This is a genomic window from Streptomyces sp. NBC_01288 (assembly GCF_035982055.1).
In the GTDB taxonomy this organism is placed as follows: Bacteria; Actinomycetota; Actinomycetes; order Streptomycetales; family Streptomycetaceae; genus Streptomyces.
On record NZ_CP108427.1, the window covers coordinates 1,986,964 to 2,011,267 of the forward strand.

Below are 24,304 nucleotides of genomic sequence, written 5' to 3' on the forward strand. Positions count from 1 at the left end.
CTTCCACGTAACGGAATTCAACGTTCTGTTGAAGGAGTCTTCACTCCCGCTCCCGTACCGTCAAGGGCACACATCTCCACGATGCGCCTCACGCACACACTCTGGACGTTTCCACAAAGCGGAATTAAACTTCCGGCAAGCAGAACGTAGCTACGCACAGGCGGGGAGTCAACCGACCCCCGGGTAGGCTTCAGCCCTTCCCGCCCGGGCCGAAAGGAACGCGCCGTGCCGCCGTCCAGCGTGAGCAGCACCGACTCCACCAAGTCCACCACGGGCGGTGTCCAGTCCCTGGAGCGCGCCTTCGACCTGCTGGAGCGGATGGCCGACGCGGGCGGTGAGGTCGGCCTGAGCGAGCTCTCCGCGAGCAGCGGCCTGCCGCTCCCCACCATCCACCGTCTGATGCGCACGCTCGTGGTCTGCGGTTACGTCCGTCAGCAGGCGAACCGCCGGTACGCGCTCGGCCCGCGCCTGATCCGCCTCGGTGAGTCCGCGTCCCGGCTGCTCGGCACCTGGGCCCGCCCCTATCTGGCCCGGCTGGTCGAGGAGACCGGCGAGACGGCGAACATGGCGCTGCTCGACGGCGACGAGATCGTGTACGTCGCGCAGGTGCCGTCCAAGCACTCGATGCGCATGTTCACCGAGGTCGGCCGGCGCGTCCTGCCGCACTCCACCGGCGTCGGCAAGGCCCTCCTCGCCAACACCCCGGACCACGAGGTGCGCGCACTGCTCGCCCGTACCGGCATGCCCGCCGCGACCGACAAGACGATCACCACGCCCGACGGTTTCCTCGCGGCGCTGGAGGACGTGCGCCGCCTCGGCTACGCGATCGACGACAACGAGCAGGAGATCGGCGTCCGCTGCCTCGCCGTCTCCGTGCCCAACTCCCCCACGGCGGCGGCGATTTCGATCTCGGGCCCGGCGGGCCGGGTCACCGAGTCGGCGACCGACAAGATCGTGCCGGTGCTCCAGCAGGTGGCCGGCGAACTGTCGGAGGCACTGGCCAGCCAGAACCCCGCGTGAGCGCCGGGCAGTTCTGGCCCGGCCGGTACACCGACCGGCACGGCACCGAGGTCGTCGTCTTCGAGTCGGACGGCCGGGAGTCGATCCGCACGACGATCCGGGGCGTCCGCTTCGAGGGCGACAGCATGGACGACCTCGGCGCGCTCGGCGGCGAGCCACCGGAGGCCCCGTTCGCCTTCTTCGACGGGGCGTTGTGCTCCTGCCTGTTGGAGTGGGAGGTACCTATGCCGGTCGCGGTCGAGGGGCAGGGCGTGCGTACGGCGGTGCTGGACTGCGCGTTGCGGCTCGGAGGTCCGGCCGGACCGGGGCGCGGTCTTGACGCGGAGACGCTGACCACGACCCTGCGCTTCGACGGGCGCACGTACCAAAACAAGGACGGCCAGGGGGACTTCGAGTCTGCCTTGCACGACGTCCAACGCCAACTCCCTTCAGGAGTAAGGCTCCAGGCATGCATCGCGTGCGCCTGGTCCGACTACAACCCGGCCGGCAACGGGCTGATGGCGGGGCTGGCCTGCTTCCGTGACGTGAAGGACCGCTACCGCCAGGTCGACGGCAAGCACGGCCCGACGGGGATCTTCGCGATCTGGGACGAGTACACCGAGTTCGTCCAGGAGACCTGGCTCTGCGGGGAGTTCGAGCACCGGGCCGCGGACGCGGGCTACCGGGGATCGTTCCCGTCACGCCCGTGGTCGTGAACTAGCCCTGCCCGCGCCGAGGTTGACCGAACAGGTCCACCGCGTTGCGTACGTCCGTCAGCCCCCTCGCGAGTGCGCTCACCGAGCCGATCGCGCCCGCGATCAGCAGCAACGAGCGGCGCAGGCGCGGGATTTCGGGAGTGCCGTCGATGGTCATCGCGGCCAGCGCCGCGAGTTCGTCCTCGGCGATGACACGGTCGGGGAACTCGGCCGGATGCGCGGCCAGTTCGCGGCGCAACCGGGACACCGCGGTCCGCAGTTCCGCCACCCTCGGATCCTCGTCGCTGCCGGTCACTGACCTCTGCCCCAAGCTCCGCAACACAGCTCTCCCCCCTCGCACGTCTTCGTGCGCAAGAACTCCGCGGTCCCGCCACGCGCCCCGCAACACTGGTCGGGCGCCGAGGGACGCGGGCAAGTAAACGCCACCCGGTGCGGCGCGCGCCACTCCATGGACCGAAATTAAGTAGGAGGATTCCGTCCGGTCGCCGCCGCGTCAGGTATGCAGGACGCATGACGCGAAACGAAGACCAGGTCGCCGGGCTGCTGCTCGCCGCGGGCGGCGGCCGGCGGCTCGGCGGGCGGCCCAAGGCGCTGCTACAGCACCGGGGGCGGCCCCTCGTGGAGCACGCGGTCGGGGTCCTGCGCACGGCCGGCCTCACCCGCGTCCACGTGGTCCTGGGGGCGCGCGCCGACGCCGTACGGAAGCAGGCGGAGCTGACCGGGTGCGTGGTCGTGGAGAACCCGGAGTGGGAGCGGGGGATGGGGTCCTCGCTGCGGGCGGGGCTCGACTCGCTCGCGGGTACGGGAGCCCGGGCGGCGCTCGTGTCGCTCGTCGACCAGCCCGGGATCGGCGCGGAGGCGGTGGCGCGGGTGCTGGCCGGGTTCACGGACGCTGACTCGCTCGTCTCGGCCGCCTACGACGGGGTACGCGGTCATCCGGTGCTGTTCGGGGCCGCGCACTGGGCCGGGATCGCCGAGAGCGCGACCGGGGACCGGGGGGCGCGGGCGTATCTCAAGGCGCACGCGGACGCGGTCACGCTCGTCGAGTGCGGGGATGCGGCGGAGCCGTACGACATCGACACTGAGGCGGATCTCGTCCACCTTGAGTGAGCGGAGTGGCACTGAGCGCCACTTTGGCTCGATCCGGAGAATCTCGACGTCAACAAACCATTGAACTTCCACGATGAGGAAACTAGTATCCACTGTTCAGAAGCGCCCGACGGCCTCTCGGGTGCTCCCAGCCCTACCCGGGTCACCTGACACCCGGTGCCACGCTGAAGGAAGTGACAGTTCATGTCCGCACCAGCGCCGTCCTCGCCGGTCGTCGTCGACGCCGAACCCCTCCCCCGGCAGGAGGAGGTCCTCACCACCGAGGCCCTCGCCTTCGTGGCCGAGCTGCACCGCCGGTTCACGCCCCGCCGGGCCGGACTCCTCGCCCGCCGGGCCGAGCGCCGCGCGGAGATCGCCCGCACCTCCACCCTCGACTTCCTCCCGGAGACCGCCGCGATCCGCGCCGACGACTCCTGGAAGGTGGCCCCCTCCCCCGCCGCCCTGAACGACCGGCGGGTCGAGATCACCGGCCCCACCGACCGCAAGATGACGATCAACGCCCTCAACTCGGGCGCCAGGATCTGGCTCGCGGACTTCGAGGACGCCTCCGCGCCGACCTGGGAGAACGTCGTCACGGGCCAGCTCAACCTGATCGACGCCTACACCCGCGCCATCGACTTCACCGACCCCAACTCCGGTAAGTCGTACGCCCTGAAGGCCGAGGAAGAGCTGGCGACCGTGGTCATGCGCCCGCGCGGCTGGCATCTGAACGAGCGTCACCTTCTGGTCGACGGTGAGCAAGTCCCGGGCGCCTTCGTGGACTTCGGGCTGTACTTCTTCCACAACGCGCAGCGGCTGCTCGACCTGGGCAAGGGCCCGTACTTCTACCTCCCGAAGACCGAGTCGCACCTCGAAGCCCGGCTGTGGAACGACGTGTTCGTCTTCGCGCAGGACTACGTCGGCGTCCCGCAGGGCACCGTCCGCGCGACCGTGCTGATCGAGACGATCACCGCCGCGTACGAGATGGAGGAGATCCTCTACGAACTCCGCGACCACGCCTCGGGGTTGAACGCGGGCCGCTGGGACTACCTGTTCTCCATCGTGAAGAACTTCCGTGACGGCGGGCCCAAGTTCGTCCTCCCGGACCGCAACGCGGTGACGATGACGGCCCCGTTCATGCGGGCGTACACCGAACTCCTCGTCCGTACCTGCCACAAGCGCGGCGCGCACGCGATCGGCGGCATGGCGGCGTTCATCCCGTCGCGCCGTGACGAGGCGGTCAACAAGGTCGCGTTCGAGAAGGTCAAGGCGGACAAGGACCGTGAGGCCGGGGACGGTTTCGACGGGTCGTGGGTGGCCCACCCGGACCTGGTGCCGATCGCCATGGCCTCCTTCGACGCGGTGCTCGGCGAGAGGCCGAACCAGAAGGACCGGCTGCGCGAGGACGTCGACGTCAAGGCGGCCGACCTGATCGCCGTGGACTCGCTGCACGCCAAGCCGACGTACCCGGGGTTCGTCAACGCCGTTCAGGTGGGCATCCGTTACATCGAGGCGTGGCTGCGCGGGCTCGGTGCCGTCGCCATCTTCAACCTCATGGAGGACGCGGCCACCGCCGAGATCTCGCGCTCGCAGATCTGGCAGTGGATCAACGCGGGCGTCGAGTTCGAGAACGGCGAGAAGGCAACTCCCGAGCTGGCGCGCAAGGTTGCCGCCGAGGAGCTGGAGAACATCCGCGCGGAGATCGGTGCGGACGCCTTCGCCGCGGGCCACTGGCAGCAGGCCCACGACCTCCTCCTGGAGGTCGCGCTCGACGACGACTACGCGGACTTCCTGACGCTGCCGGCGTACGAGAAGCTGCGGGGCTGACCCTCAACAGGCGTCAGGAAAAGCTCACTTGTCCGAGTGGCCCAGGGACTTGTCCGGGGCCACTCGGTCGCGTACGAGCTGCTTCACGGCCGTGGGCTCCGGGAAGCCCTGTTCACGGCGGTCCCACACGACCTCGTCGTTGACGCGGACGACGAAGACACCGCCGGTGCCGGGCTTCAGGGACAGTTCCGTCAACTCGGTCTCGAAGGTGGTCAACAGCTCCTGCGCCAGCCAGGCCGCGCGCGGCAGCCAACGGCACTGGGTGCAGTACTCGATCTGTACGCGGTGCTCGGGCTGTACGGGGTTGTCGATCGGGGTGTCTGTCATCCGAGGTGTACCGACCAATCCTGTTCCGCCGCCGGTCTGCCGTGCAGGTCGGGGACCCGCTTGAGCCAACTCGGGCGGCCCTGCTGTGTCTTCGCCGCGCGGAGGGCCTCCTCGGCGGCGCGCTCCTCCCTGCTGGGGAAGTCGGTGGGGAGCCAGGCCGCGGAGGCCTGCACGCGCGCGTGGAGGTAGCCGACGTACGCCTCCCGTACGGCGTCGGGTGTCGCGAAGCCCGGTTCGCCGGCCAGCCAGGCGTCCGGCACCTCGGCCGCGATGCGGCGCAGCAGTTCCTCGGTCACCCTGGGCGCCAACTCGGCGTCGGCGGCGCGGGTGTCGGGGTCGTAGTGGCCGAGGGCGTGGTGGCGGAAGTCGTAGGACTTGGCGGGGTCGGCGCCGTCCCAGCGGTGGTGGAAGACGAGCGCGGCGCCGTGGTCGATGAGCCACAGGCGCGGGGGTGCGATGCCGAGCGTCGGCCAGATCATCAGGTTCGAACTGTGCACCGTACGGTCGACGTTGACGGTCAGCGCGTCGAGCCAGACGATCTTCCCGGCCTCCAGCGGGTCGACCGTGCACCGGGCGGCGATCTCCGGAGTGAAGTCCTGGGCACCCGGCAGGAAGTCCATGCCGAGGTTCAGGCCCGCGCTCGCGCTGTGCAGGTCCCGCACCTCCTGGTGGGGTTCCTCGTCGGCGATCTCCGGGTCGAAGTGCACGAGCACCAGCTCGGGGAAGCGCAGCCCGAGGGCGCGGGCCAGCTCCCCGACGATCACCTCGGCGACCAGCGCCTTGCGGCCCTGCGCGGAGCCGGTGAACTTGACGACGTAGGTGCCGAGGTCGTCGGCCTCTACGACTCCGGGGACGGAACCGCCGGAGCGCAGGGGCTCGATGTAGCGGGTCGCGGTGACCTCTCTCAGCATGTCCTCGGGCCACCTCACTCTTCAGCCCTTCCGGCCTTCGGCTTGAAGTGAGCATTGTAACCGAGGGTGATCGACGGCGAGGGGTGGTGGACGGGAGTGCGGGCCGCCGGTCAGCTGTCCGGTGGGCCGCCGTCGATCCCCGCGAACGCACGGATGACCTGGGCGAACTTCTCCGGTTCCTCGTAGGGCGTCGCGTGCCCGCTCTCGTGGAAGAGTTCGAACGATCCCTGCGGAGCACTGTCGGCGATCCACTTCGCCAACTCGGGTGGGTAGAACGGATCCCGGACCGAGTACGCGGCCAGGACGGGGACCGGCATGTTCCTGACGGCGTCCCGGTGGTCCAGCGTGGCCTGCTGCCGGACCACCGCCAGCGCGATGTCCATGGGGGTCTGCAACGCGGTCAGGTACGACGAGATCCGCCGGGCCGGATCCAGCGGCTCGTCGCCGAGGTCGTCCCACTCGGACAGCGGCCAGCGCTGCTCGATGTCGTCCAGGTAGCCGTTCAACTGCTCAGGAGGCATCGCCCACTTGAAGTCGTCGCGAGTGGTCAGCATGATCGGCCCGTTGTTCAGGACGACACGGGCCACCCGCGCCGCACTGCGTCGCATGTACTCAAGGACGACGCTGCACCCCATCGACGAGCCCACGAGGGTCGCGTCCTGGATGTCCAGCTGCTCCAGGACCGCCGTGAGGTCGTCGGCCATCTCCGTGAAGCTGTACGCCGCCCGCGGCTTGTCCGACTCGCCCATGCCCCGCAGGTCGTAGCTGACGACGCGGAAGTCGTTCCTGAGCCGGTAGGACAGGCGGTCCCACATCCGGTGCGAGCCCTTCCAGCCGTGTACGAGGACCAGCGCCGGGCCGTCCGCGGCGCCGCGGTCGCTGAGCTTGAGCCGAATACCGGCGCCGACCTCTGCCCAGGTCATGACGACGCGCCCTTGAGGCCGGGGAAGTCGGACAGGGTGTAGGCGCGGGTGCGGGCGTTGCCCTGTTCGGCGATGTTGGAGGAGTCGACGAGGAGGGCCGGAATGGTGATGTCCGGGACCGTCTTCTTGCCGCCGAGCAGCCGCTTCATCTGGTAGATGATCGCGTACCCCGTCGCGATGTTGTCCGGGTCCCAGGTCGCGGTGAGCCGGTGCTGCTTGATCGCCTGGAGAGCGTCCTTGTCGGCGTTCGAGCCGATCACCACGACTCCGTCGGCCGGGTCGGCCGCACTGGCGACCTTCTTGTGGGCGCTGATCACCGCCGAGGACGTGCCGAGCGCGGTCGAGTCGTTGTAGGTCCAGATCGCGTCGATGTCGGAGTGCGCGGTGAGCAGGTCGGCGGCGATTCTGGACGCGGCGTCGGACGAGTCCTGGGTGTTGGCGGTGTCGGCGACGATCTTCAGCCCGTCCGCCTTGAGGTAGTTCCGGAAGCACGTCAGCGCTTTCAGGCCGGACGGGGTGGGAGGGCCGCTGATCAGGGCGACGTTCCCGCCGGGCTTGAGTTTGGCGAGGTAGGCGGCCGTCTGGTCCTGCACACCTCCCTTGGGACAGGTGGCGTTCTGCCACAGGACTTCGGTGTTGACGTTTCTGCCGGGCGAGTTCACGCCGACGACCGGGATACCGGCGTCGCGGGCCCGCTGGTACGCGGCGGCGACCGAGTCCGGGTCGAGCGACCAGCTCGCGATGGCCGACTTCTGCTGGGTGATGGCGGTGTCGACGCCGGCGACCTGCTTGTCCGGGGACAGGTTCGCGTCGGTCTGCGACACACTCCAGCCGAGCGACTTGCCGGCCTTCTGCATGGCCCAGAAGATGTCCTGCTGCCCGGGCTGGGATGCCACGGGGCTGAGGTAGACGATTTCGCGGGAGCCGCCGCTGCTTCCGGAGCCGGAGTTGATTTCCAGGCTGACGTCAGAAAGCGCCACGACGCCGGGAAACGTTTTGGTAATGCCTGTTACCGCCAGTACTGTCTGTCTGGCAGGCACGTCCTTCTCTGCTGTTCCAGTTCGCATACAGCGAATCTCCATGGGCGCTGGCTCCAGTGGTGGCAGGAAATATCCAAAGCCACCGCCCATCCCACAAGCAGCATGTTCCGCTGAACGGACCCCGGAGCCTGTTCAGAGTTGCTCCGCCGTCGTTTCCCGTCCTCGTCGACGGACCGGCACCGAGTCCGTCGACGGTTCCCTTCACCCCGCCAGCGGATTCCCCAACGGCAGATAGCGAGCGTCCGCGCCGTCCGCCCCGGTCCAGCGCAACAGCAGGTTCGTCTTCCCGGGCAGGGTGGGCGAGGCGAGGAGTTCAGCGGCCTCGGGGACGTCGTGCCGGGCCAGTTCCGCGCGAACCGCGGGCCACGGGTCCAGCCCCGGGTGTCGCTCGGCGAGCACCCCGGCGATCTCGACGATGTTGTTGACGACCAGGCAGTACACCAGCCGCTCCCACCCCGCGGCCCGGTCCACGTCCGCCAGCAGCTTCACGCCCTCCGCGTCCCGGTACAGCGCCTGCACGGGCGTACCGTCCGCGTCCACGGCGACCAGCGTGTTCTGCAGATGCGCTTCGAGTACGACGCCGTGCTCGGCGAAGGCGGTCAGCGCGGGCGGTACGACCTGCCGCAGATACGCCTCCCACCAGGCCCCCGGATCGCCCGTACCGTCGAGCGGGTTGCCCGCGAACCCCTCCACAAGTCCCGCCGCCAGCAACGGAGTTGTGCCGGGGAGGAGGTGGTCGTGCAGCCCGTCGCGGACCAGGACGGCGAGTTCCTCGAAGGCGAAGTCGGCGGTGCGGTAACCGCGATCGCTGAGCCAGGCCGCCGGCCCGCCCATCGCGGCGAAGGCGTCCCGGACGGCCGCATCGGTGCGCCGGAGTTTCAGCAGGTCGTGGCGCCACAGCCGGCGTACGTCATTGGTGATGCGCACATCGAGGCTGAACTTCAGGAACAGATCCTCGCCGCGTTCCGCGGACCCGGGGCTGTACACCGTGCGGATCGCCGCCGTCGGCCACACCTCCGCCCCGGTCGTACCGAGCCGGATCAGCCGCCCGTCCGCAAAGGCGTCCGCGAGGCCGGTGCCGACGAGGTCCAGTTGCCACGGGTGCGCGGGCAGCAGCCGATATCCGGGCGGGGCCTCCCCGAAGGCGTCCAGCGCCGAGACGTCGCCCTCCTCGACCACCGCGTCCTCGCGCAGCCCGAGCAGCACCAGCGGGAAACGGGCGTACGCCTCCGGAGCGTAGGGCAGCCAGCCCGCGACGGGGCCGCCGCCGCGTGCCTTGGGCGCGGGATGGTAGGGATGGCCGGTGATCAAGGACTGTTCGGAGCGGAGATACGGGTCGTCCGGCGCCGTCGCCCCCTCGCGCGCGGTGAGCAGCGCGGCGACGGCGTCACGGCTGTCCGTCATCTCGGCGGGCAGTTCGTGGTTGGACACGCCGGTGTGGCGGGTCAGTTCCTCGGCTACGAGTTTCACGAGTTCGCTGTGGTCGACGCGCCGCCAATCGCCGTCCGCGTACACCTCGGGCTCGGCGGGCCGCCGCTCGCCGCGCACCCGCAGCAGCCGGCCGCTGCCCGGCAGCCGGTACACGTGCCGCTCCCCCTGGTCCGGGAGCGGCTGGGCCACCTCCCGGAGCAGACAGTTGAGCAGGGGCGCGGCCGCGTACGCGTCGGCGCGCTCCGCCACGTCGTCGCCCGGGGGTGTGAAGTCGACGCGATCCATACGTTCCCTCAGTCCGTGTCCTGCGATCGCGATCAGTATGTCTCTCGTCGCACAGTGTCCCGACGCCCCGTCTCCGCCCGTCCCGTCTCCGCCAGCTCCGCCTCTCCCTCTCCCCGCCCTGTCTCTCGTCGTCACCGATCATGACGCCCCGTCCGCACCCGAGGAGTCGACCGTGGACCGTCCCCCGCTTCCCGAGACCGAGGTCGCCGAGGAACTCGCCGCCGTACGGCCCGACCTGGTGCAACGGTACGCGGCCGAACTCCCCGGCGCCCGTGCGGCGGTGCTCACCCGGCTGTGGCGGGCGCTGGCCTTCGAACCCCTGCCGTGGATCGCCGACAGGACGCCGGGCCCCGTCCTACGGCTCTCCGACGGCCGACGGCTGCGCGGCCCGCGCGCGGACCCGTACGCGACCGACGCCCACGTCACCGTCGTCCACCTCGACGACATCGCCTACGACGATCCGGCTCGCCTGATGACCGACCTCGCCGTGCCGCACGGGACCGCCTTCGCGGTCGAACTCGGGCACAGTGTCGCCTCGTTGGCACTGTCCCGGGCCAACCAGCCCGCCCCTTCGGAGGATTGGCCGGTGCACGACTGGGAGTGGGAGCAGCGGATCGTCGACGGGCACCCCTTCCACCCCAACTGCCGCTCCCGGCCCGGCTTCTCGGTGGCCGAGCAACTCGCGTACGGCCCCGAGCACCGGCCCGTGGTGGCGCTCGGATCGGTGCCGGTGCGGGCGGAGGAATGCCTGCTGACCGGGGTGTGGCCGGACGAACTGCGGGACGCCGGACGGCTGTTGATCCCGGTGCACCCGTGGCAGGCGGCGCATGTGCTGAAGCGGGCGGGGGACGGTCCGGTGGGCGCGCATCCGCTGATGTCCCTGCGTACCCTCGCCGTGCCGGACGGACCGCACGTCAAGACCGCGCTGAGTGCCCGGCTGACGTCCTCGGTGCGGGACATCTCGGTCTACTCGATCGGGCTGTCGGCGACGTTGTCCGCGTTCGGGGAGACACTGGCGGCGCGCTCGGACGGCTTGTTGCACGTGACCCGCACGCTGGGCGCCGCGACGGCCGACTCGCCCGATCTCGCGGCCGTGTTGCGCGAGTCGCCGCAGACGTACGCGGACACGGAAGCGGGCGAGCGGGTTCTGCCGGTGGCCGCCCTCGCGGTCACCGACCTGCCCCGATCCCCCGCCTGGCTGGCCGAGTTCACCCGTCTCGCCCTCGTCGTCTGTCTGCGGCTGCTGGAGTCCGGTGTGGCCCTTGAGGCGCACGGTCAGAACCTGCTGGTGGTGCTGTCCCGCACGGGTGCCCCGCTGCGCCTGGTCTACCGCGATCTCGCCGACATCCGGGTCAGCCCCAAGCGCCTTGCCGAGCAAGGCATTCCGATCCCCGAGCTGAGCGGACGCATCGTCACCGACGACGAACTCACCCTGCGCCGCAAGCTGTTCGGCTCCCTCGTGGCGGGAGCCCTCGCGGGTACGGCCGGTTCCGGTACGGCGCTCAGGGCGGCGCTGGCGGCCGTCGTACCGGATCTGCCGCGCACGCCGGACCTGCGCACGCTGCTTGAACAGCCGTTGCCGAGCAAGGCGTTGACGCTGATGCGGCTGTCGCCGGAGCTGCCCGGGGACCAGTGGACCGGGCTGCCGAACCCGCTCGTTTTGGAGCCCGGTCCATCTGATCAATAGGATCCGGCGATGATCACAAGACAACGGCTGGCGGCGGGGATCTGTGCCCTGCTCGCCACCCTCACGGCCGGGGTCGCCTTCCCTGCCGGAGCGGTCGCCGACGAGACGGACTCCGCGGCCTCCCCCAAGGTCGAACTCGTGCTGGACGTCAGCGGATCCATGAGCGCCAAGGACATGGACGGCGGCTCACGGATGGCAGCGGCGAAGCAGGCGTTCAACGAGGTGCTCGACGCGACACCCGAGGAAGTGCAGCTCGGCATCCGCACGTTGGGCGCCAACTACCACGGCAACGACCGCAAGACGGGCTGCAAGGACACCGCGCAGCTCTACCCGGTGGGCACCCTGAACCGCACCGAGGCCAAGACCGCGGTCGCCACGCTCCAGCCCACCGGCTGGACCCCGATCGGTCCCGCGCTGCTGAAGGCGGCGGACGACCTCAACGGCGGTGACGGCACCCGCCGTATCGTCCTGATCAGCGACGGCGAGGACACCTGCCAGCCGCTGGACCCGTGCGAGGTGGCCCGCGAGATCGCGGCCAAGGGCATCGGCCTGACCATCGACACGCTGGGCCTCGTGCCGGACGCCAAGACCCGCGACCAGCTCAGCTGCATCGCGGACGCGACCGGCGGCACGTACACCTCCGTGCAGCACAAGGAGGAACTCTCCGACCGCGTGGGCCAGTTGGTGGACCGCGCCGCCGACCCGGTGGTGACCCCGGTCGCCACCGAGGGCACGGCTCAGTGCACCAGCGCCCCGACCCTCAAGTCCGGCCTGTACACGGACCGCGAGGAGTTCGGCAAGCAGCGTTTCTACCGCGTCGACGTCGACCCCGGCCAGGAGCTGCGCGCTTCGGTGAGCGTGGGCGCCGACCGTGAAGTCAACCCGGACTACGGGGTGTTGCTGCGGGCGGTCACCGTGCACGGCCGCGAGATCGTGCGCGGCGAGGGCACGGGCAATGGCCGCACGGACGTCATCTCCACCGGCCTGCGTTACCCGAAGGCGGAGAGCGACGACGACAACGCCCCTGCCGAGACGGTCTGTTTGCAGGTCACCAACTCCTTCTCGGCGGCCTCCGGGGTGAAGACCACCCCCGGTCTGCCCCTCGAACTCACCGTGGACGTCGTGGACGGGCCGAGCAAGGCGAGCGACGTGGCCTCCTTCGGCCTCGGCCGCGGCTGGTGGCTCCTCGCCGCCCTCGTGCTGACCGGCTTCGTCGCGGGTCTGCTCTGGGGCTGGCTGTCCCGCTGGCGTCTCGCGGTCTGGAGGACCAACTGATGCGGATCACACGCGTGTTGAGCACGGCCCTGCTGATGGCGGGACTCGCGGCGGCGCCGGCTGCGGCGGACTCCTCGCCCTCCGCGAGCCCCTCCGACGACAGCTCGGCGCCCACCCAGGCGGGCACCTCCTTCCGTACGGCGACGGAACTGGACCAGGGCCGGCAGGCCACCGCGAGCGGCTCCACGGGCGACTACCTGTACTGGTCGTTCGCCGCGGACGCCGGCCAACGCCCCACCGTCAAGGCGACGGTGAAGCTGCCGGACACCCACGCGGGCGAGACCTGGCAGCTCGACGTCTACGACGGGCTGCGGCGCCGCCAGGCCTGCCAGTACGGGGCATCGACGCGCACCGCCGCGCAGGACGCGACCTCCCTGGACCTGGCGTGCACGCTGCGTACCGTCCGCGCCTGGTCGGAGCAGTGGGCCAACGACCCGTTGCCGGGCACGTACTACGTGCGGCTCACCGTCGTGGACCTCCCGTCGTCCGACCTGGGCCAGCCGGTGAGCACCGAATTGCGGGTGGACTCCAAGGACATCGGCGGTTCGGCGGCGGTGGACGGTTCGCTGGCGCAGCCGCTGACGCCGGGGATCGCGGCCAAGTCGACGTCCGATGACGACAGTTCGTCGTCCTCGACCTCGGCCGCACTGTCCAGCATCGAGCCCGACGGCGGTTGGTCCTCCGGCTGGTGGTCCGACCGCTGGGTGTGGACCGGAGTGGGCGGTGTGCTGGCCGCGCTCGCGGGGATCGGCGGGTACGCGCTGACCCGGGGTTCGGGACGGCCGAGGCGGGTCCCGCCGCCCGGCATGTAGATCTGTCTGTGACGTCTCGTCAGAAGGCCCGCCCACAGCGGGCCTTCTGCCATTTTCAGGCCCGACTCACGCCTCCCGCAGCGCCTTCGCCAACGTCCCGTCACCACTCACCTCGACGCGCCCGGCACGCACCGCGTCGCGAAGGCTCGACTCCCCTTGTGCGACAGCCGTACACGTGTCGACACCGAGCACGAGCCGGGCGTCGGGCTCCCGGGGCGCGGGCCCTTCGCCGTAGACCGGCCCGTCCCCCTCCGCCCCCACCCACAGGTGGAACTCCCCCTCCTCCAGCCGGACTTCGACCAGGCCCTCCCCCTCCAGCGCCCGCAGCAACGGCAGCGCGAACCAGTGCGCCCGCACCGCGTCGGTGGGCCGGCGCTCCCCCAGCTCGGACGCACCCCACGCACCGAGGGCTTGCAGCACGGGCAGCAACTCCCGCCCGCGACCGGTGAGTTCGTAGACGAAGGCGGCACCGGGAGGCGGCAGCCGCCGTCGCGTCGTGAGCCCGTCCCGTTCCATGTCCTTCAGCCGTGAGGCGAGTACGTCCGTGCTGACACCCGGCAGATCGGCGTGCAGGTCCGTGTAGCGGCGCGGGCCGGCGAGGAGTTCGCGGACGATCAGCAGGGTCCAGCGGTCGCCGACGAGGTCGAGCGCCCGGGCCGCGGAACAGTACTGGTCGTAGCTTCGGCGAGGTGACATGCGACGCAGTCTAGACAGGTTGTTGGACTTTCCAAGCTCACACTTGGTAAAACCAAGCAACACACGAACCCGATGGGGCGAGGGCGCAATGGAGTTCCGGCAGTCGAGCAAGCTCAGCGAGGTCTGTTACGAGATCCGCGGTCCGGTGATCGAGCATGCCAACGCACTGGAGGAGGCAGGCCACAGCGTCCTGCGCCTGAACACCGGCAACCCCGCGCTCTTCGGCTTCGAGGCGCCCGAGGAGATCATCCAGGACATGATCCGGATGCTCCCCCAGGCGCACGGCTACACGGACTCACGCGGCATCCTCTCGGCCCGCCGCGCGGTCGCCCAGCGCTACCAGACCCTGGGTCTGGAGGTGGACGTAGACGATGTATTCCTCGGCAACGGCGTCTCCGAGCTGGTCTCCATGGCCGTACAGGCGCTGCTGGAGGACGGCGACGAAATCCTCATCCCCGCCCCGGACTTCCCGCTCTGGACGGCGGTGACGACCCTCTCCGGCGGCAAGGCTGTCCACTACCTCTGCGACGAACAGGCCGACTGGTACCCGGATTTGGACGACATGGCGGCGAAGATCACCGACCGCACCAAGGCCGTCGTCATCATCAACCCGAACAACCCCACCGGCGCCGTCTACCCCAAGGGGATCATCGAGGGCATCCTCGACCTCGCCCGCCGGCACGGCCTGATGGTCTTCGCCGACGAGATCTACGACCAGATCCTCTACGACGACGCCGTGCACCACTCGGCCGCCGCGCTCGCCCCCGACCTGGTCGTCCTCACCTTCTGCGGCCTGTCGAAGACGTACCGCGTGGCCGGCTTCCGCTCGGGCTGGCTGGTGGTCACGGGCCCGAGGCAGCACGCCAAGAACTACCTGGAGGGCCTGACGATGCTGGCCTCCATGCGGCTGTGCCCCAACGCGCCCGCGCAGTACGCCATCCAGGCCGCGCTCGGCGGCCGCCAGTCCATCCGCGACCTGACGGTCCCCGGCGGGCGACTGCACGAACAGCGCAACGTGGTGTGGGAAAAGCTGAACGAGATCCCGGGGGTCTCGTGCGTGAAGCCGAAGGGCGCCCTGTACGCGTTCCCCCGGCTCGACCCGAAGGTGCACAAGATCCACGACGACGAGAAGTTCGTCCTGGACCTCCTGCTCCGGGAGAAGATCCAGGTCGTCCAGGGCACGGGCTTCAACTGGCCGACCCCCGACCACTTCCGCATCCTCACGCTGCCGTACGCGGACGACCTGGAGGCGGCGATCGGCCGGATCGGGCGCTTCCTGGGCGGGTATCGCCAGTAGCAGATACCTCCGCACCGCCCTGGGTAACTCCTCCCCATGACCGACCGCCCCCTGCTGCTCCTCGACGTCGACGGCCCCCTCAACCCGTACGGCGCCCGGTTCCTGCGCCACCGCGGCTATGTCACCCGTCGGCTGTGGCCGGCGAACTGGTCGGCCCGGCAGGAGCCGGGTTCCCGGCGGCTGCGGCGCGGGCTGCGGGTGCGCCTGCACCCCGGGCACGGCGAGCGAATACTGGCCCTGCCGTACGAGCCGGCCTGGGCCACCACCTGGATGCACCAGGCCGACGAGATGGTCGCGCCGGTCATCGGGCTCCCCGGTGACCTCCCGGTGATCGAGTTCACCGACCTGTTCGCCGAGGACCCGGACGGCCTCTACTGGAAGACGCGCCAGATCGTGGCCTGGGCGGCCGGCCGCCCCTTCGTCTGGGTCGACGACCTGGTCACCGACCTGGACGTACGGCATGTCGAGGCCCACCACGACGGGCCGGCTCTCCTCCTCAAGGTGGACCCGCGCAGGGGTCTACGGGAGGGCGATTTCGCGACGTTGGAGCGGTGGGCCCATAGCCTGTGAGCTATGGGCGATCTTTTCCTCGTACGGCACGGAGAGACCGAATGGTCCCGGTCGGGGCGGCACACCAGCTCGACCGATGTCCCGCTCACCGCGAAGGGACGGGAGGAGGCACGCGGGCTGGTGCCGCTGATCCGCTCGCACCGGGTCGGCGCCGCGTTCGTCAGCCCCATGCAGCGCGCGCGGGAGACCGCCGAGCTGATCGGGCTCACGGACGTCCGCATCGATGTGGATCTGCGCGAGTGGGACTACGGCGGCTACGAGGGCATCACGACCGTCGAGATCCAGCGCACCCGCCCGGACTGGTTCCTGTTCACCGACGGGGTCGCCCCCGGACCACCGGACCATCCCGGGGAGAGCCCGGAACAGGTGGGCGAGCGCGCCGACCGCGCCCTGTCCAAAGTGGACGCGGCCCTCGGCAACACCGAGGGCGTGGTCGTCCTGGTGGCACACGGCCATTTCCTACGGGTGCTCACCGCGCGGTGGCTCGGGCTGCCGCCGTCGAAGGGCGCGTTGTTCCAGCTCGCGACCGGGACGCTGTGCCGGCTGAGCACGGAGCATGGACGGCCGGTCATCGCCGCCTGGAATGTCAGACCCCCGTCGTAATCTTCGAATGGGACGCGCGAGGGCGTCCCGACGGGCCGCCGGCTGGAGAGGAGCACGCCGTGACACGACCGCCGACCGCCGCGCAACGGCGTGTCATCGACGCCGCCGATCCCGTCACCGGGCGGCTGCGGGGTACGGAGGCGCAGCTCGCCGCGCTGGTGAAGCGGGAGCTGGCGTTCCGGCATCCGCGCCCGCCGCACGATCACTTTCTGACGCCGGCGGGGCATCGAATACGGGAGTCCGAACCGGAGGCCGCCGAGCCCGCCGCCGCTGCCGCCGCTGCCGAAACCGCCGCGACCTCCAACTCCACCACGACCGCCGGGGTGTTCGCCGCGCGCATCGGTGGGGAGGAGGAGACAGGCATCGCCCCCGCTGTCCGCACCCGCGAAGTGCACAGCGCCTGGCAGGGGCTGCTGGAGCTGCGCCGGATGACGAATCCGGACGGTTCCGTGGAGCGACCGTGCGGCTGGGAGCGGACGCATCTGGTGCAGGCCGCCGCGCTGGCCCTGGAGGCCGCCGGGCACCGGCCCGCCGGGCGGGACGCGGAGGGCTACCGGGTGCGTGTGACCCCGCAGCCCGAGGCCGTCGCCGTGCGGGACCCGGACGGGGAGGCGCTGCGCGCCTGTGCGGGGACGCTGGAGCGGGCGGGCTGGCAGGTGAGCGAGCACAAGGAGCCGCGAACGGGGGCGAGTTATCTGCTTGCCTCGCCGCGTCGGACGTGAACGGACCTGACCGGACCTGAAGGGCATGCCAAGATCGGTCGGTCAGATCGTCCGTCAGTGCGAGAAGGGAACGCAGTTGAGCGAGCCGTTTTCCGTCCCGGTGACCGTCCGCGGATACGAGACCGACAGCCTGGGGCACCTCAATCAGAGCGTGTATCTGCAGTACGCGGAGCACGCCCGCTGGTCGGCGCTGACCGCCGCGGGGGCGGGCCAGCCCGAGTTGATCGCCCAGGGGATCGGGCCGGTCGTCCTGGAGACCACCATCCGCTATCTGCGCGAGCTGCGCGTGGACGAGGAGGTGACGGTGAGCTGCGGCTTCGAGTGGGGCGAGGGCAAGACGTTCCGCGTGTTGCAGTCGATCACCAAGGCGGACGGCACGGTGTCCGCTGAGATCGTGTCGACCGGCGGACTGCTGGACCTCCAGAAGCGCAGGCTGGTCACCCAACCGCAGGAGTTCTTCCGGAAGTTGACCACGAATCCGGGCCTGTTCGGGCTCTGAGCCGGTACTACTCCGGCAGGCGCTCGGTGTCGTAGGCCGCACGGGACTCCGCGATGTAGACGCGGTTGCGCTCCGCCCAGTCCGTCAGCCGTTGCAGGGTCTCGTGCAACTCCTGGGCCACCGGGGTGAGTTCGTACTCGACCTTCGGTGGCACCGTCGGGTGGAAGGTGCGGGTGACGAGTCCGTCGCGCTCCAGGTTGCGCAGGGTGAGGGTCAGCATGCGGCGGCTGATGCCCTCGATGCTGCGCTCCAACTCGGTGAAGCGGATGGGTCCGTGGGCCGCCGCGACCAGGATCTGCACGCTCCATTTGCCGGAGACCCTGTCAAGAACTTCCCGCACCGGACAGGCGTGCGCGTTCACGACCTGGGCGGTAACACCGGTGTTCCCCTGGGACATTGAAGTGCCTCCTTACGACGACCTCCATGGTTCCTGACGATGTACTCCGTTACAAGTCGTGCACCTATGGTTCCTTTGGATATCCACGGAGGTCAGACCGTCATGACGGCACTCACCGGGTCCGAGTCGAAGACATCACGGACGCGTCCGTCGCCCCGAACGTACTCCCGCTGGGCATCCCTCGTCGTGCTGTGTGCCGGGACGTTGATGACGATCCTCGACGGCAACATCGTCACGGTCGCCATGCCCGCGATCCAGAGCGACCTCGGTTTCTCGGGGCCGGGGCTCGCCTGGGTCGTCAACGCGTATCTGATCCCGTTCGGTGGACTGCTCCTGCTCGTCGGCCGGTTGGGCGACCTGGTGGGCCGCAAGCGGATGTTCACGGCGGGGCTCGCCGTGTTCACCACGGCCTCCGTGCTGTGCGGGGTCGCGACCGGCCAGGGCATGCTGATCGCGGCCCGGGCGGTGCAGGGCGTCGGCGGGGCGATGGCCTCGGCGGTGGTCCTCGGGATGCTGGTCGCCCTCTTCCCCGAACCGCGTGAACAGGCCCGCGCCATCGCGGTGTTCAGCGCGGTCGGTGCCGGTGGCGGAGCACTGGGCACCTTCCTCGGCGGAGCGCTGACCCAGGCCCTGAACTGGCACTGGATCTTCCTCATCAACCTCCCGATCGGCATCGTGGCGTGGCTCGCGGCGGTCCGCGTCCTCGCCCCGGAAGAGGGCGCCGGACTCGGCAAGGGCGCCGACTATCCGGGAGCCGCACTGGTCACCGGCGCGCTGATGCTGAGCGTGTACGTGATCGTCGGGTCCGGAGACCGCCCCCTCACCACCAACCTCCTCCTGGCCGCCCTCACCCTGGCCCTCTTCGTCGCGTTCACCGTCCGCCAGGCCCGGGCCGCCCGCCCGTTGCTCCGCCTCCGACTGTTCCGCTCCCGCCTCCTGACCGGGGCGAACGCCGTGCAGATCCTGATGATCGGCACGATGTTCGGCTTCCAGTTCATCGGCGCCCTGTACGTCCAACGGGTGCTCGGCTTCAGCGAGTTGCTCACCGGTACGGCCTTCCTGCCGGCGCCGGTCGCGATCGGCGTGCTGATGCTCGGCCTGTCGGCACGGACCATCGGCCGCTTCGGCGCGTACCGGGTACTGCTGGCCGGACTCGTCCTCATCGTCGCCGGGATGGCCCTGCTGGGCCGCGCCCCCGCCGACGGCTCCTACGTCACGGACGTTCTGCCGCCCCTGCTCCTGCTGGCCACCGGGTTCGCCGCCGCGATGCCCGCGCTGACCGGGCTCGCCATGTCGGGGGCATGGGAGGAGGACGCGGGCCTTGCCTCCGGGCTCTTCAACACCACGCAGGTGGTGGGTGGTTCGCTGGGGCTGGCGGTGCTGTCCACGCTGGCGGCGGGCCGGACCGACGAACTGCTCGCCAAGGGTGCGGAGTTGATTCCGGCGACGGCGGAGGGCTACCAACTTGCCTTCCGGACGGGCGCGTTGATCGCGGTGGCAGCCCTGGTGCTGGCGGCGGCGGTGCTTCGATCGGGGCGGGGGCGGGGCTGACATCCCCCACGTCCGCGCGCCCACGCTTCAACGTCGACCAGCGCCTCCGCCAGTGCGTCTGACCGCCCCGCGCCAGCACGCCTCCGCCCGCGTCACGCCCCGGCCGGCCCCACGCCTCCGCCTCGCGCCCACGCCTCCGCCCGCCCCGCGTCCACGCCTCCGCCCCGCGCCTCCGCACACGCCGCGGGCCTTCACCCTCGCTCGGACCTTCCGCACACTGCGCCCTTCACGGCCGCCTGCCCCGCGCCACTCGCCCGCCGCGCCGCACGCCGCACGCCTTCACCCTCGCTCGGACCCACGGCACGCTCCGCCCTTCACCACGCCCCGCGCCCGCGCCTCCGCTCACCCGCCGCGCCGCACACCACCGACCCTCACCCCCGCCCGGGCCGGCCGCACACTGCACCCATCACGACCGCCCGCCCCACACCTCCACTCACCCGCCGCGCCGCACATCACCGCCCCTCACACCCGCCCGGGCCGGCCGCACACTCCGCCCGCCACCCCCGCCCGAATCACCCCTCCCCGAACGCCGCCCGGTGGTCCTGGACCCACTCCCGATAAGTCCGCGCCGACCGCCCCAGCACCTCCCCTACGTCACCGGTCACGACCTCGTTGCCGCCGTCCCGGATGAACTCCCTGCTGATCTCGGAGGCGTCGATGAACGTGTCGCTGAAGCCCAGCCCGAGCAGGTACTCGCGCGCCTCGGCCGAGGACAGGTCGCGTACCTCGACCGGGCGGCCGAGGACCCCGGCGAGGACGGCGGCCTGGTCCGGGACGCTGAGCACCTCGGGGCCGGTCAGGGTGTACGTCCGCCCCGAGTGGGCCGGGTCGAGCAGCGCGGCGACCGCCACCTCGGACACATCGCGCGGGTCGACCACCCCTTGGCCGCCGGTGCCGCTCGTGTTCGGGATCGGGCTGCCCGAGCGCACGGACGCCGCCCAGCCGAGCGTGTTCGTGGCGAAGGCCGAGGGGCGCAGGATCGTCCACTCCAACTCACTCTCCCGCACGGCCTGTTCACCGGGTACGTGCCAGGTGCCGACCGGTCCGACGGCGGGGTCACCGGCGCCGATCCCGGAGAGCTTCACGATGCGGCGTACGCCCGCCGCCCGTGCCGCCTCGACGAGACCCCGGTCGTGCGCGGAATCGTCCGGGCCGAACACCCCCACCAGGAAAGCGACTTCGGCTCCGGTCATCGCCGCCTCCACCGAGGCCCGGTCTGCGTGGTGGCCCCGCACCGTCTCAACTCCCTCCGCGAATTGGGCCTTTGCGGGGTCCCGGGTCAGGGCGCGCACCTTCTCACCGCGCGCCGCGAGCTGTCGTACGACTTCACTGCCGATGGTGCCCGTGGCACCCGTGACGAGGATCATGGCCACCACAGTGGGCGGGGAGACGGCCTGGGTTCTAGGAGATTCCGGCACGTTCGGGGGCCGTGTTCGGACCGGTGGCGCGCTTACCGTGGAGGGGTGACGAACGCCCTGTCGCAGTGGGCCGTGCCCCTGCCCGACGAACTGCGCCCCTGGATCACGCGCATCGGTGCCCTGTGGCTGGACGCCGTGCCGAAGGAGCCGTTCGTGCATCTCCCGGACGCGGACACGAAGGTGGTCGTGCGGGTCGAGGGGAACGGCCGGCGCAGCGTCCTCGTCGTCGGGCCGCGGGTCCGGGCCACGTACCACGCGGGCAAGCCGCTGGTGTCCTGCGTGGAGGTACGGCTGGCGCCGGGCACGACGTTGCCGCTGCTGGGTGTTCCGGCGGTCGATCTCGTCGGCCGGGCGATGAACCTCGGGGACCTGCCCGACCGGAAGGCCCGCCAACTCGCCGACGATCTGCGCTGGTTGGGTCCCGAACCCGAGCGGACGGTGGAGCGGCTCGCGGAGATCCTCCCCGCCCGGCTCACCGCCGTCACGGACCCCTCGCGCACCGGACTCGTCCGGGCCGGCGTCGACGCGATGTCGATCCGCACCGGGCACCTGCCCGGCCCGGTGCCCGACGTGGCCCGGGAACTCGCCGTCAGCGAGCGGCAGTTGAGGAACCTGTTCGCCGAGGGGGTCGGCCTCTCCCCCAAGCACTACGCCCGCATCAACCGGGTACGTGCCGTCGTCGCCCACGCCACCGAACTCTCCTGGGCCCAACTCGCCGCCGTCACCGGCTACTACGACCAGTCCCACATGACGTCCGACTTCCGCGCTCTGATGGGTGTGCCACCCCGGTCGTACTTCACGGGACGACTCCCGGCGGCGATGCCCTGCCAGTCGGTCCGGCGCGTCTGAACGCGCATGCGGTTCGGGCACTCCGGGAGTCTCGGCATGAGGACTCGGGCACGCCAACTTCCTTGCGTGGCAGGGGAATTCACAGTGACCTGCTAACACCACCCCACGGCTCTCCCAAGTTGACGCGCGAGTCTCAGCTGCCTTTCAGAATTGTTGTGTATCGCGCCCGCCTTGGAGTCGACGTGCCGTTCTTCCGAAGAAAAGCCACCCGCCGCACCCTGCTCGCCGCTGTCGGCACCGCGGCGATCGCGAGTCAGTGGCCGTCCGCCGACGCCTCGACGACGGGTTCGGCGGGGCTCGACGCCCCGGCGAAGAAGGAGATCGCGATGCGGCTGGTGTCGAGCGCGGAGAACTCCTCCCTGGACTGGGAGGCGCAGTACAAGTACATCGAGGACATCGGCGACGGCCGCGGCTACACCGGAGGGATCATCGGCTTCTGCTCCGGTACCAGCGACATGCTGGCCCTCGTCGAGCTGTACACGGAGCGGGCCCCGGGCAATGCCCTCGCCGCCTATCTGCCCGCGCTGCGCGCCGTCGACGGCACCGCCTCGCACAAGGGGCTGACCCCGGGCTTCCCGGCTGCGTGGCGCAAGGCCGCCAAGACCTCCGCCGCGTTCCGCAAAGCGCAGCGCGACGAGCGGGACCGCGGCTACTTCGACCCGGCCGTGGCGCGCGCCAAGAAGGACGGGGTGGGCACGCTCGGGCAGTTCGTCTACTACGACGCGATGGTCATGCACGGCCCCGGCACGGACACCCTCGCCTTCGGCGGCATCCGCGCCCGGGCCCGCAAACACGCGGCCACGCCCACCGACGGCGGCGACGAGACGGCGTATCTCGGCACCTTCCTCGACGCCCGCGTCCGGGCGATGAAGCAGGAGGCGGCGCACAGCGACGTGACCCGGGTCGAGACGGCCCAACGGGTGTTCCTGAAACAGGGCAACCTCGACCTGGACACGCCGCTCAAGTGGAAGGTGTACGGGGACAGTTACGAGATCGGCTGACGGGCGAGGGGTACGGCTCCGGTCGTACTCCCGGCCTCTTCGCGGGCCCGGCCGAGGTGGTGGAAGACCAGGTTCAGCGCCACCGCGGCCACGCAGCCCGTGGAGATGCCCGAGTCGAGGACGATCCGGACGGTCTGCGGGAACGCGTGGTAGAAGTCCGGCGCCGTGATCGGGATGATGCCGACCGCCAACGAGACCGCCACGATCAGGATGTTGTCGTCCCGGTCCAGGCCCGCCTTGACGAGGGTCTGGATGCCGCTCGCGGCGACCGAGCCGAACAGGACGACACCCGCTCCACCCAGCACCGGGCGCGGTACGACGGCGATGAGCGACGCGGCCATCGGACACAGCCCCATCAGCACCAGGAAGCCGCCGCCGGTGGCGACGACGTACCGGCTGCGGATGCGGGTCATGGCGACCAGGCCGATGTTCTGGGCGAAGGCGCTGCACATGAAGCCGTTGAAGAGGGGGCTGAGGGCCGAGCCGAGAGTGTCGGCGCGCAGGCCGGCGGCGATGGTCCGTTCGTCGGCGGGGCGGTCGACGATCTCGCCCAACGCCAGCATGTCCGCGGTGGATTCGGTCATCGAGACCACCATCACCACGCACATCGAGACGATCGCGGCGACCTGGAACTGCGGTGCGCCGAAGTGGAAGGGGCTCGGGAAGCCGACCACGTCCGCGTCCGCGACGGGGCTGAAGTCCGTTGCGCCGAACGGGATCGCGAGCAGCGTGCCGATCAACAGGCCGAGCAGGACGGCTATTTGCTTGACGAAGCCGCGGGTGAAGCGGCGGAGGACCAGGACGATGACGAGTGTCGCCGCCGCCAGGCCGAGGTACGTGCGCGAGCCGTAGTCGTGTGCCGAGGGGTCCGGTCCCTGCGCCCAGCCGAAGGCAACGGGCAGCAGGGACACGCCTATCAGCGTTATCACGGTGCCGGTGACGACCGGCGGGAAGAAGCGGACCGCCTTGCTGAAGAAGGGGGCGGCGAGGAAGCCGAGGAGTCCGGCGACGATCACCGCGCCGAAGATGACGGGCAGCGCGTCGGACTTGTCCTTGGTGGAGGCGACGATCGCGGTCATCGGGGCGACTCCGGCGAAGGTGACGCCGTTGACGAAGGGCAGCCGGGCGCCGATCTTCCAGACGCCGATGGTCTGGAGGAAGGTCGCGAGGCCCGCGGTGAAGAGGCAGGCGCCGGTGAGGAAGGTGAGTTCGGTGCCGGAGAGGCCGACGGCCGCACCGACGATCAGCGGCGGGGCGACGACTCCCGCGTACATGGCGGCCACGTGTTGCAGGCCCGTGGTGGCCATCTTGAGTGCGGGGAGTTTCTCGTCGACGGGGTGGGTAGTCACGGCGGTTCCTCCGGGTCAGCTAACACGTCG

Annotated in this window: 25 protein-coding genes; 15 read left to right on the plus strand and 10 right to left on the minus strand. The window is 70.5% G+C overall.

The window, feature by feature from the left end:
- Positions 1-225: 225 nt before the first annotated feature.
- Together OG194_RS08720 and OG194_RS08725 are read left to right on the plus strand one after the other, a co-directional pair.
- Positions 226-1,020, plus strand: coding sequence for an IclR family transcriptional regulator (locus tag OG194_RS08720; RefSeq protein ID WP_327400279.1), 795 nt, complete (start codon positions 226-228; stop codon positions 1,018-1,020).
- Positions 1,017-1,715, plus strand: coding sequence for a DUF6304 family protein (locus OG194_RS08725; RefSeq protein WP_327400280.1), 699 nt, complete (start codon positions 1,017-1,019; stop codon positions 1,713-1,715). The genes OG194_RS08720 and OG194_RS08725 overlap by 4 nt, the downstream gene beginning before the upstream one ends.
- Before the next feature lies 1 nt (position 1,716).
- On the opposite strand, the gene OG194_RS08730 is transcribed toward OG194_RS08725, so the two are convergent.
- Positions 1,717-2,037, minus strand: a complete 321-nt coding sequence (locus OG194_RS08730) for a DUF5955 family protein (protein ID WP_327400281.1) — start codon at positions 2,035-2,037, stop codon at positions 1,717-1,719.
- A gap of 188 nt (positions 2,038-2,225) precedes the next feature.
- On the opposite strand from OG194_RS08730, the gene OG194_RS08735 reads away from it, so the two are divergent.
- Both OG194_RS08735 and aceB read left to right on the plus strand, forming a co-directional pair.
- Positions 2,226-2,825, plus strand: coding sequence for a nucleotidyltransferase family protein (locus OG194_RS08735; protein WP_327400282.1), 600 nt, complete (start codon positions 2,226-2,228; stop codon positions 2,823-2,825).
- A 183-nt stretch (positions 2,826-3,008) separates the two neighbouring features.
- Positions 3,009-4,631, plus strand: a complete 1,623-nt coding sequence (gene aceB / locus OG194_RS08740) for a malate synthase A (protein WP_327400283.1) — start codon at positions 3,009-3,011, stop codon at positions 4,629-4,631.
- A gap of 24 nt (positions 4,632-4,655) precedes the next feature.
- Here the strand turns inward: aceB and OG194_RS08745 are convergent, their stop codons facing one another.
- The 5 genes from OG194_RS08745 to OG194_RS08765 all read right to left on the minus strand — a co-directional run bounded on the left by OG194_RS08745 (position 4,656) and on the right by OG194_RS08765 (position 9,548).
- Positions 4,656-4,958 carry a SelT/SelW/SelH family protein gene (locus OG194_RS08745; RefSeq protein WP_327400284.1) on the minus strand — a complete coding sequence of 101 codons (303 nt, stop codon included), beginning with the start codon at positions 4,956-4,958 and terminating at the stop codon, positions 4,656-4,658.
- On the minus strand, positions 4,955-5,869 hold the full coding sequence (locus OG194_RS08750) for a HipA family kinase (RefSeq protein WP_327400285.1): 915 nt from the start codon (positions 5,867-5,869) through the stop codon (positions 4,955-4,957). The genes OG194_RS08745 and OG194_RS08750 overlap by 4 nt, the downstream gene beginning before the upstream one ends.
- Before the next feature lie 110 nt (positions 5,870-5,979).
- Positions 5,980-6,792, minus strand: a complete 813-nt coding sequence (locus tag OG194_RS08755) for an alpha/beta fold hydrolase (RefSeq protein ID WP_327400286.1) — start codon at positions 6,790-6,792, stop codon at positions 5,980-5,982.
- Positions 6,789-7,772, minus strand: a complete 984-nt coding sequence (locus OG194_RS08760) for a sugar ABC transporter substrate-binding protein (RefSeq protein ID WP_327400287.1) — start codon at positions 7,770-7,772, stop codon at positions 6,789-6,791. Before OG194_RS08760 ends, OG194_RS08755 begins: the two co-directional genes overlap by 4 nt.
- A gap of 261 nt (positions 7,773-8,033) precedes the next feature.
- A complete protein-coding gene (locus tag OG194_RS08765) occupies positions 8,034-9,548 on the minus strand; it encodes an IucA/IucC family protein (RefSeq protein ID WP_327400288.1) in 1,515 nt (504 codons plus the stop codon).
- Between the two features lie 172 nt (positions 9,549-9,720).
- Here OG194_RS08765 and OG194_RS08770 point away from each other — a divergent pair, with 172 nt between their 5' ends.
- Genes OG194_RS08770 through OG194_RS08780 form a run of 3 tightly spaced genes read left to right on the plus strand, consistent with a single transcriptional unit; the run spans position 9,721 to position 13,322 of the window.
- Complete coding sequence (locus OG194_RS08770; RefSeq protein ID WP_327400289.1) at positions 9,721-11,235, plus strand: IucA/IucC family siderophore biosynthesis protein; 1,515 nt, start codon at positions 9,721-9,723, stop codon at positions 11,233-11,235.
- 9 nt (positions 11,236-11,244) lie between these two features.
- Positions 11,245-12,510, plus strand: a complete 1,266-nt coding sequence (locus OG194_RS08775; RefSeq protein ID WP_327400290.1) for a VWA domain-containing protein — start codon at positions 11,245-11,247, stop codon at positions 12,508-12,510.
- Complete coding sequence (locus tag OG194_RS08780; RefSeq protein WP_327400291.1) at positions 12,510-13,322, plus strand: hypothetical protein; 813 nt, start codon at positions 12,510-12,512, stop codon at positions 13,320-13,322. Before OG194_RS08775 ends, OG194_RS08780 begins: the two co-directional genes overlap by 1 nt.
- Before the next feature lie 66 nt (positions 13,323-13,388).
- On the opposite strand, the gene OG194_RS08785 is transcribed toward OG194_RS08780, so the two are convergent.
- Entirely contained in the window at positions 13,389-14,018 is a 630-nt protein-coding gene (locus tag OG194_RS08785) for a winged helix-turn-helix transcriptional regulator (RefSeq protein ID WP_327400292.1), read from the minus strand.
- 88 nt (positions 14,019-14,106) lie between these two features.
- On the opposite strand from OG194_RS08785, the gene OG194_RS08790 reads away from it, so the two are divergent.
- The 5 genes from OG194_RS08790 to OG194_RS08810 all read left to right on the plus strand — a co-directional run bounded on the left by OG194_RS08790 (position 14,107) and on the right by OG194_RS08810 (position 17,709).
- Positions 14,107-15,315, plus strand: a complete 1,209-nt coding sequence (locus OG194_RS08790; RefSeq protein ID WP_327400293.1) for a pyridoxal phosphate-dependent aminotransferase — start codon at positions 14,107-14,109, stop codon at positions 15,313-15,315.
- Positions 15,316-15,351: 36 nt separating this feature from the next.
- The gene (locus tag OG194_RS08795) at positions 15,352-15,885 is read left to right on the plus strand and encodes an HAD domain-containing protein (RefSeq protein WP_327400294.1); all 534 of its coding nucleotides are present in this window, start codon (positions 15,352-15,354) and stop codon (positions 15,883-15,885) included.
- A gap of 3 nt (positions 15,886-15,888) precedes the next feature.
- Positions 15,889-16,488 (plus strand): histidine phosphatase family protein, encoded by a 600-nt coding sequence (locus tag OG194_RS08800; protein ID WP_327400295.1) that lies wholly within the window; start codon positions 15,889-15,891, stop codon positions 16,486-16,488.
- A gap of 59 nt (positions 16,489-16,547) precedes the next feature.
- Positions 16,548-17,210: a hypothetical protein gene (locus tag OG194_RS08805; protein WP_327400296.1), complete on the plus strand. Its 663-nt coding sequence runs from the start codon at positions 16,548-16,550 to the stop codon at positions 17,208-17,210.
- Positions 17,211-17,286: 76 nt separating this feature from the next.
- Entirely contained in the window at positions 17,287-17,709 is a 423-nt protein-coding gene (locus OG194_RS08810; protein ID WP_327400297.1) for an acyl-CoA thioesterase, read from the plus strand.
- 7 nt (positions 17,710-17,716) lie between these two features.
- On the opposite strand, the gene OG194_RS08815 is transcribed toward OG194_RS08810, so the two are convergent.
- Complete coding sequence (locus OG194_RS08815; protein ID WP_327400298.1) at positions 17,717-18,106, minus strand: winged helix-turn-helix transcriptional regulator; 390 nt, start codon at positions 18,104-18,106, stop codon at positions 17,717-17,719.
- Positions 18,107-18,208: 102 nt separating this feature from the next.
- Between OG194_RS08815 and OG194_RS08820 the strand changes: the two genes are divergently transcribed.
- The gene (locus OG194_RS08820; RefSeq protein ID WP_327400299.1) at positions 18,209-19,657 is read left to right on the plus strand and encodes an MFS transporter; all 1,449 of its coding nucleotides are present in this window, start codon (positions 18,209-18,211) and stop codon (positions 19,655-19,657) included.
- Between the two features lie 512 nt (positions 19,658-20,169).
- On the opposite strand, the gene OG194_RS08825 is transcribed toward OG194_RS08820, so the two are convergent.
- The gene (locus OG194_RS08825) at positions 20,170-21,024 is read right to left on the minus strand and encodes an NAD(P)H-binding protein (protein ID WP_442811514.1); all 855 of its coding nucleotides are present in this window, start codon (positions 21,022-21,024) and stop codon (positions 20,170-20,172) included.
- A 96-nt stretch (positions 21,025-21,120) separates the two neighbouring features.
- On the opposite strand from OG194_RS08825, the gene OG194_RS08830 reads away from it, so the two are divergent.
- Both OG194_RS08830 and OG194_RS08835 read left to right on the plus strand, forming a co-directional pair.
- Positions 21,121-21,924, plus strand: coding sequence for an AraC family transcriptional regulator (locus OG194_RS08830; protein WP_327400300.1), 804 nt, complete (start codon positions 21,121-21,123; stop codon positions 21,922-21,924).
- Positions 21,925-22,106: 182 nt separating this feature from the next.
- Positions 22,107-22,925: a chitosanase gene (locus tag OG194_RS08835; protein WP_327400301.1), complete on the plus strand. Its 819-nt coding sequence runs from the start codon at positions 22,107-22,109 to the stop codon at positions 22,923-22,925.
- On the opposite strand, the gene OG194_RS08840 is transcribed toward OG194_RS08835, so the two are convergent.
- Complete coding sequence (locus tag OG194_RS08840; protein WP_327400302.1) at positions 22,910-24,274, minus strand: nucleobase:cation symporter-2 family protein; 1,365 nt, start codon at positions 24,272-24,274, stop codon at positions 22,910-22,912. The two genes, OG194_RS08835 and OG194_RS08840, sit on opposite strands and share 16 nt — an antisense overlap.
- Between the last annotated feature and the right edge of the window lie 30 nt (positions 24,275-24,304).

What these genes read in the sequence shown, in the direction of transcription:
- OG194_RS08735 (WP_327400282.1), top strand. Translation starts at nt 2,226, where the DNA reads ATGACGCGAAACGAAGACCAGGTCGCCGGGCTGCTGCTCGCCGCGGGC.
- aceB (WP_327400283.1), top strand. Translation starts at nt 3,009, where the DNA reads ATGTCCGCACCAGCGCCGTCCTCGCCGGTCGTCGTCGACGCCGAACCC.
- OG194_RS08745 (WP_327400284.1), bottom strand. Translation starts at nt 4,958, where the DNA reads ATGACAGACACCCCGATCGACAACCCCGTACAGCCCGAGCACCGCGTA.
- OG194_RS08750 (WP_327400285.1), bottom strand. Translation starts at nt 5,869, where the DNA reads ATGCTGAGAGAGGTCACCGCGACCCGCTACATCGAGCCCCTGCGCTCC.
- OG194_RS08755 (WP_327400286.1), bottom strand. Translation starts at nt 6,792, where the DNA reads ATGACCTGGGCAGAGGTCGGCGCCGGTATTCGGCTCAAGCTCAGCGAC.
- OG194_RS08765 (WP_327400288.1), bottom strand. Translation starts at nt 9,548, where the DNA reads ATGGATCGCGTCGACTTCACACCCCCGGGCGACGACGTGGCGGAGCGC.
- OG194_RS08775 (WP_327400290.1), top strand. Translation starts at nt 11,245, where the DNA reads ATGATCACAAGACAACGGCTGGCGGCGGGGATCTGTGCCCTGCTCGCC.
- OG194_RS08780 (WP_327400291.1), top strand. Translation starts at nt 12,510, where the DNA reads ATGCGGATCACACGCGTGTTGAGCACGGCCCTGCTGATGGCGGGACTC.
- OG194_RS08785 (WP_327400292.1), bottom strand. Translation starts at nt 14,018, where the DNA reads ATGTCACCTCGCCGAAGCTACGACCAGTACTGTTCCGCGGCCCGGGCG.
- OG194_RS08790 (WP_327400293.1), top strand. Translation starts at nt 14,107, where the DNA reads ATGGAGTTCCGGCAGTCGAGCAAGCTCAGCGAGGTCTGTTACGAGATC.
- OG194_RS08795 (WP_327400294.1), top strand. Translation starts at nt 15,352, where the DNA reads ATGACCGACCGCCCCCTGCTGCTCCTCGACGTCGACGGCCCCCTCAAC.
- OG194_RS08800 (WP_327400295.1), top strand. Translation starts at nt 15,889, where the DNA reads ATGGGCGATCTTTTCCTCGTACGGCACGGAGAGACCGAATGGTCCCGG.
- OG194_RS08815 (WP_327400298.1), bottom strand. Translation starts at nt 18,106, where the DNA reads ATGTCCCAGGGGAACACCGGTGTTACCGCCCAGGTCGTGAACGCGCAC.
- OG194_RS08820 (WP_327400299.1), top strand. Translation starts at nt 18,209, where the DNA reads ATGACGGCACTCACCGGGTCCGAGTCGAAGACATCACGGACGCGTCCG.
- OG194_RS08825 (WP_442811514.1), bottom strand. Translation starts at nt 21,024, where the DNA reads ATGATCCTCGTCACGGGTGCCACGGGCACCATCGGCAGTGAAGTCGTA.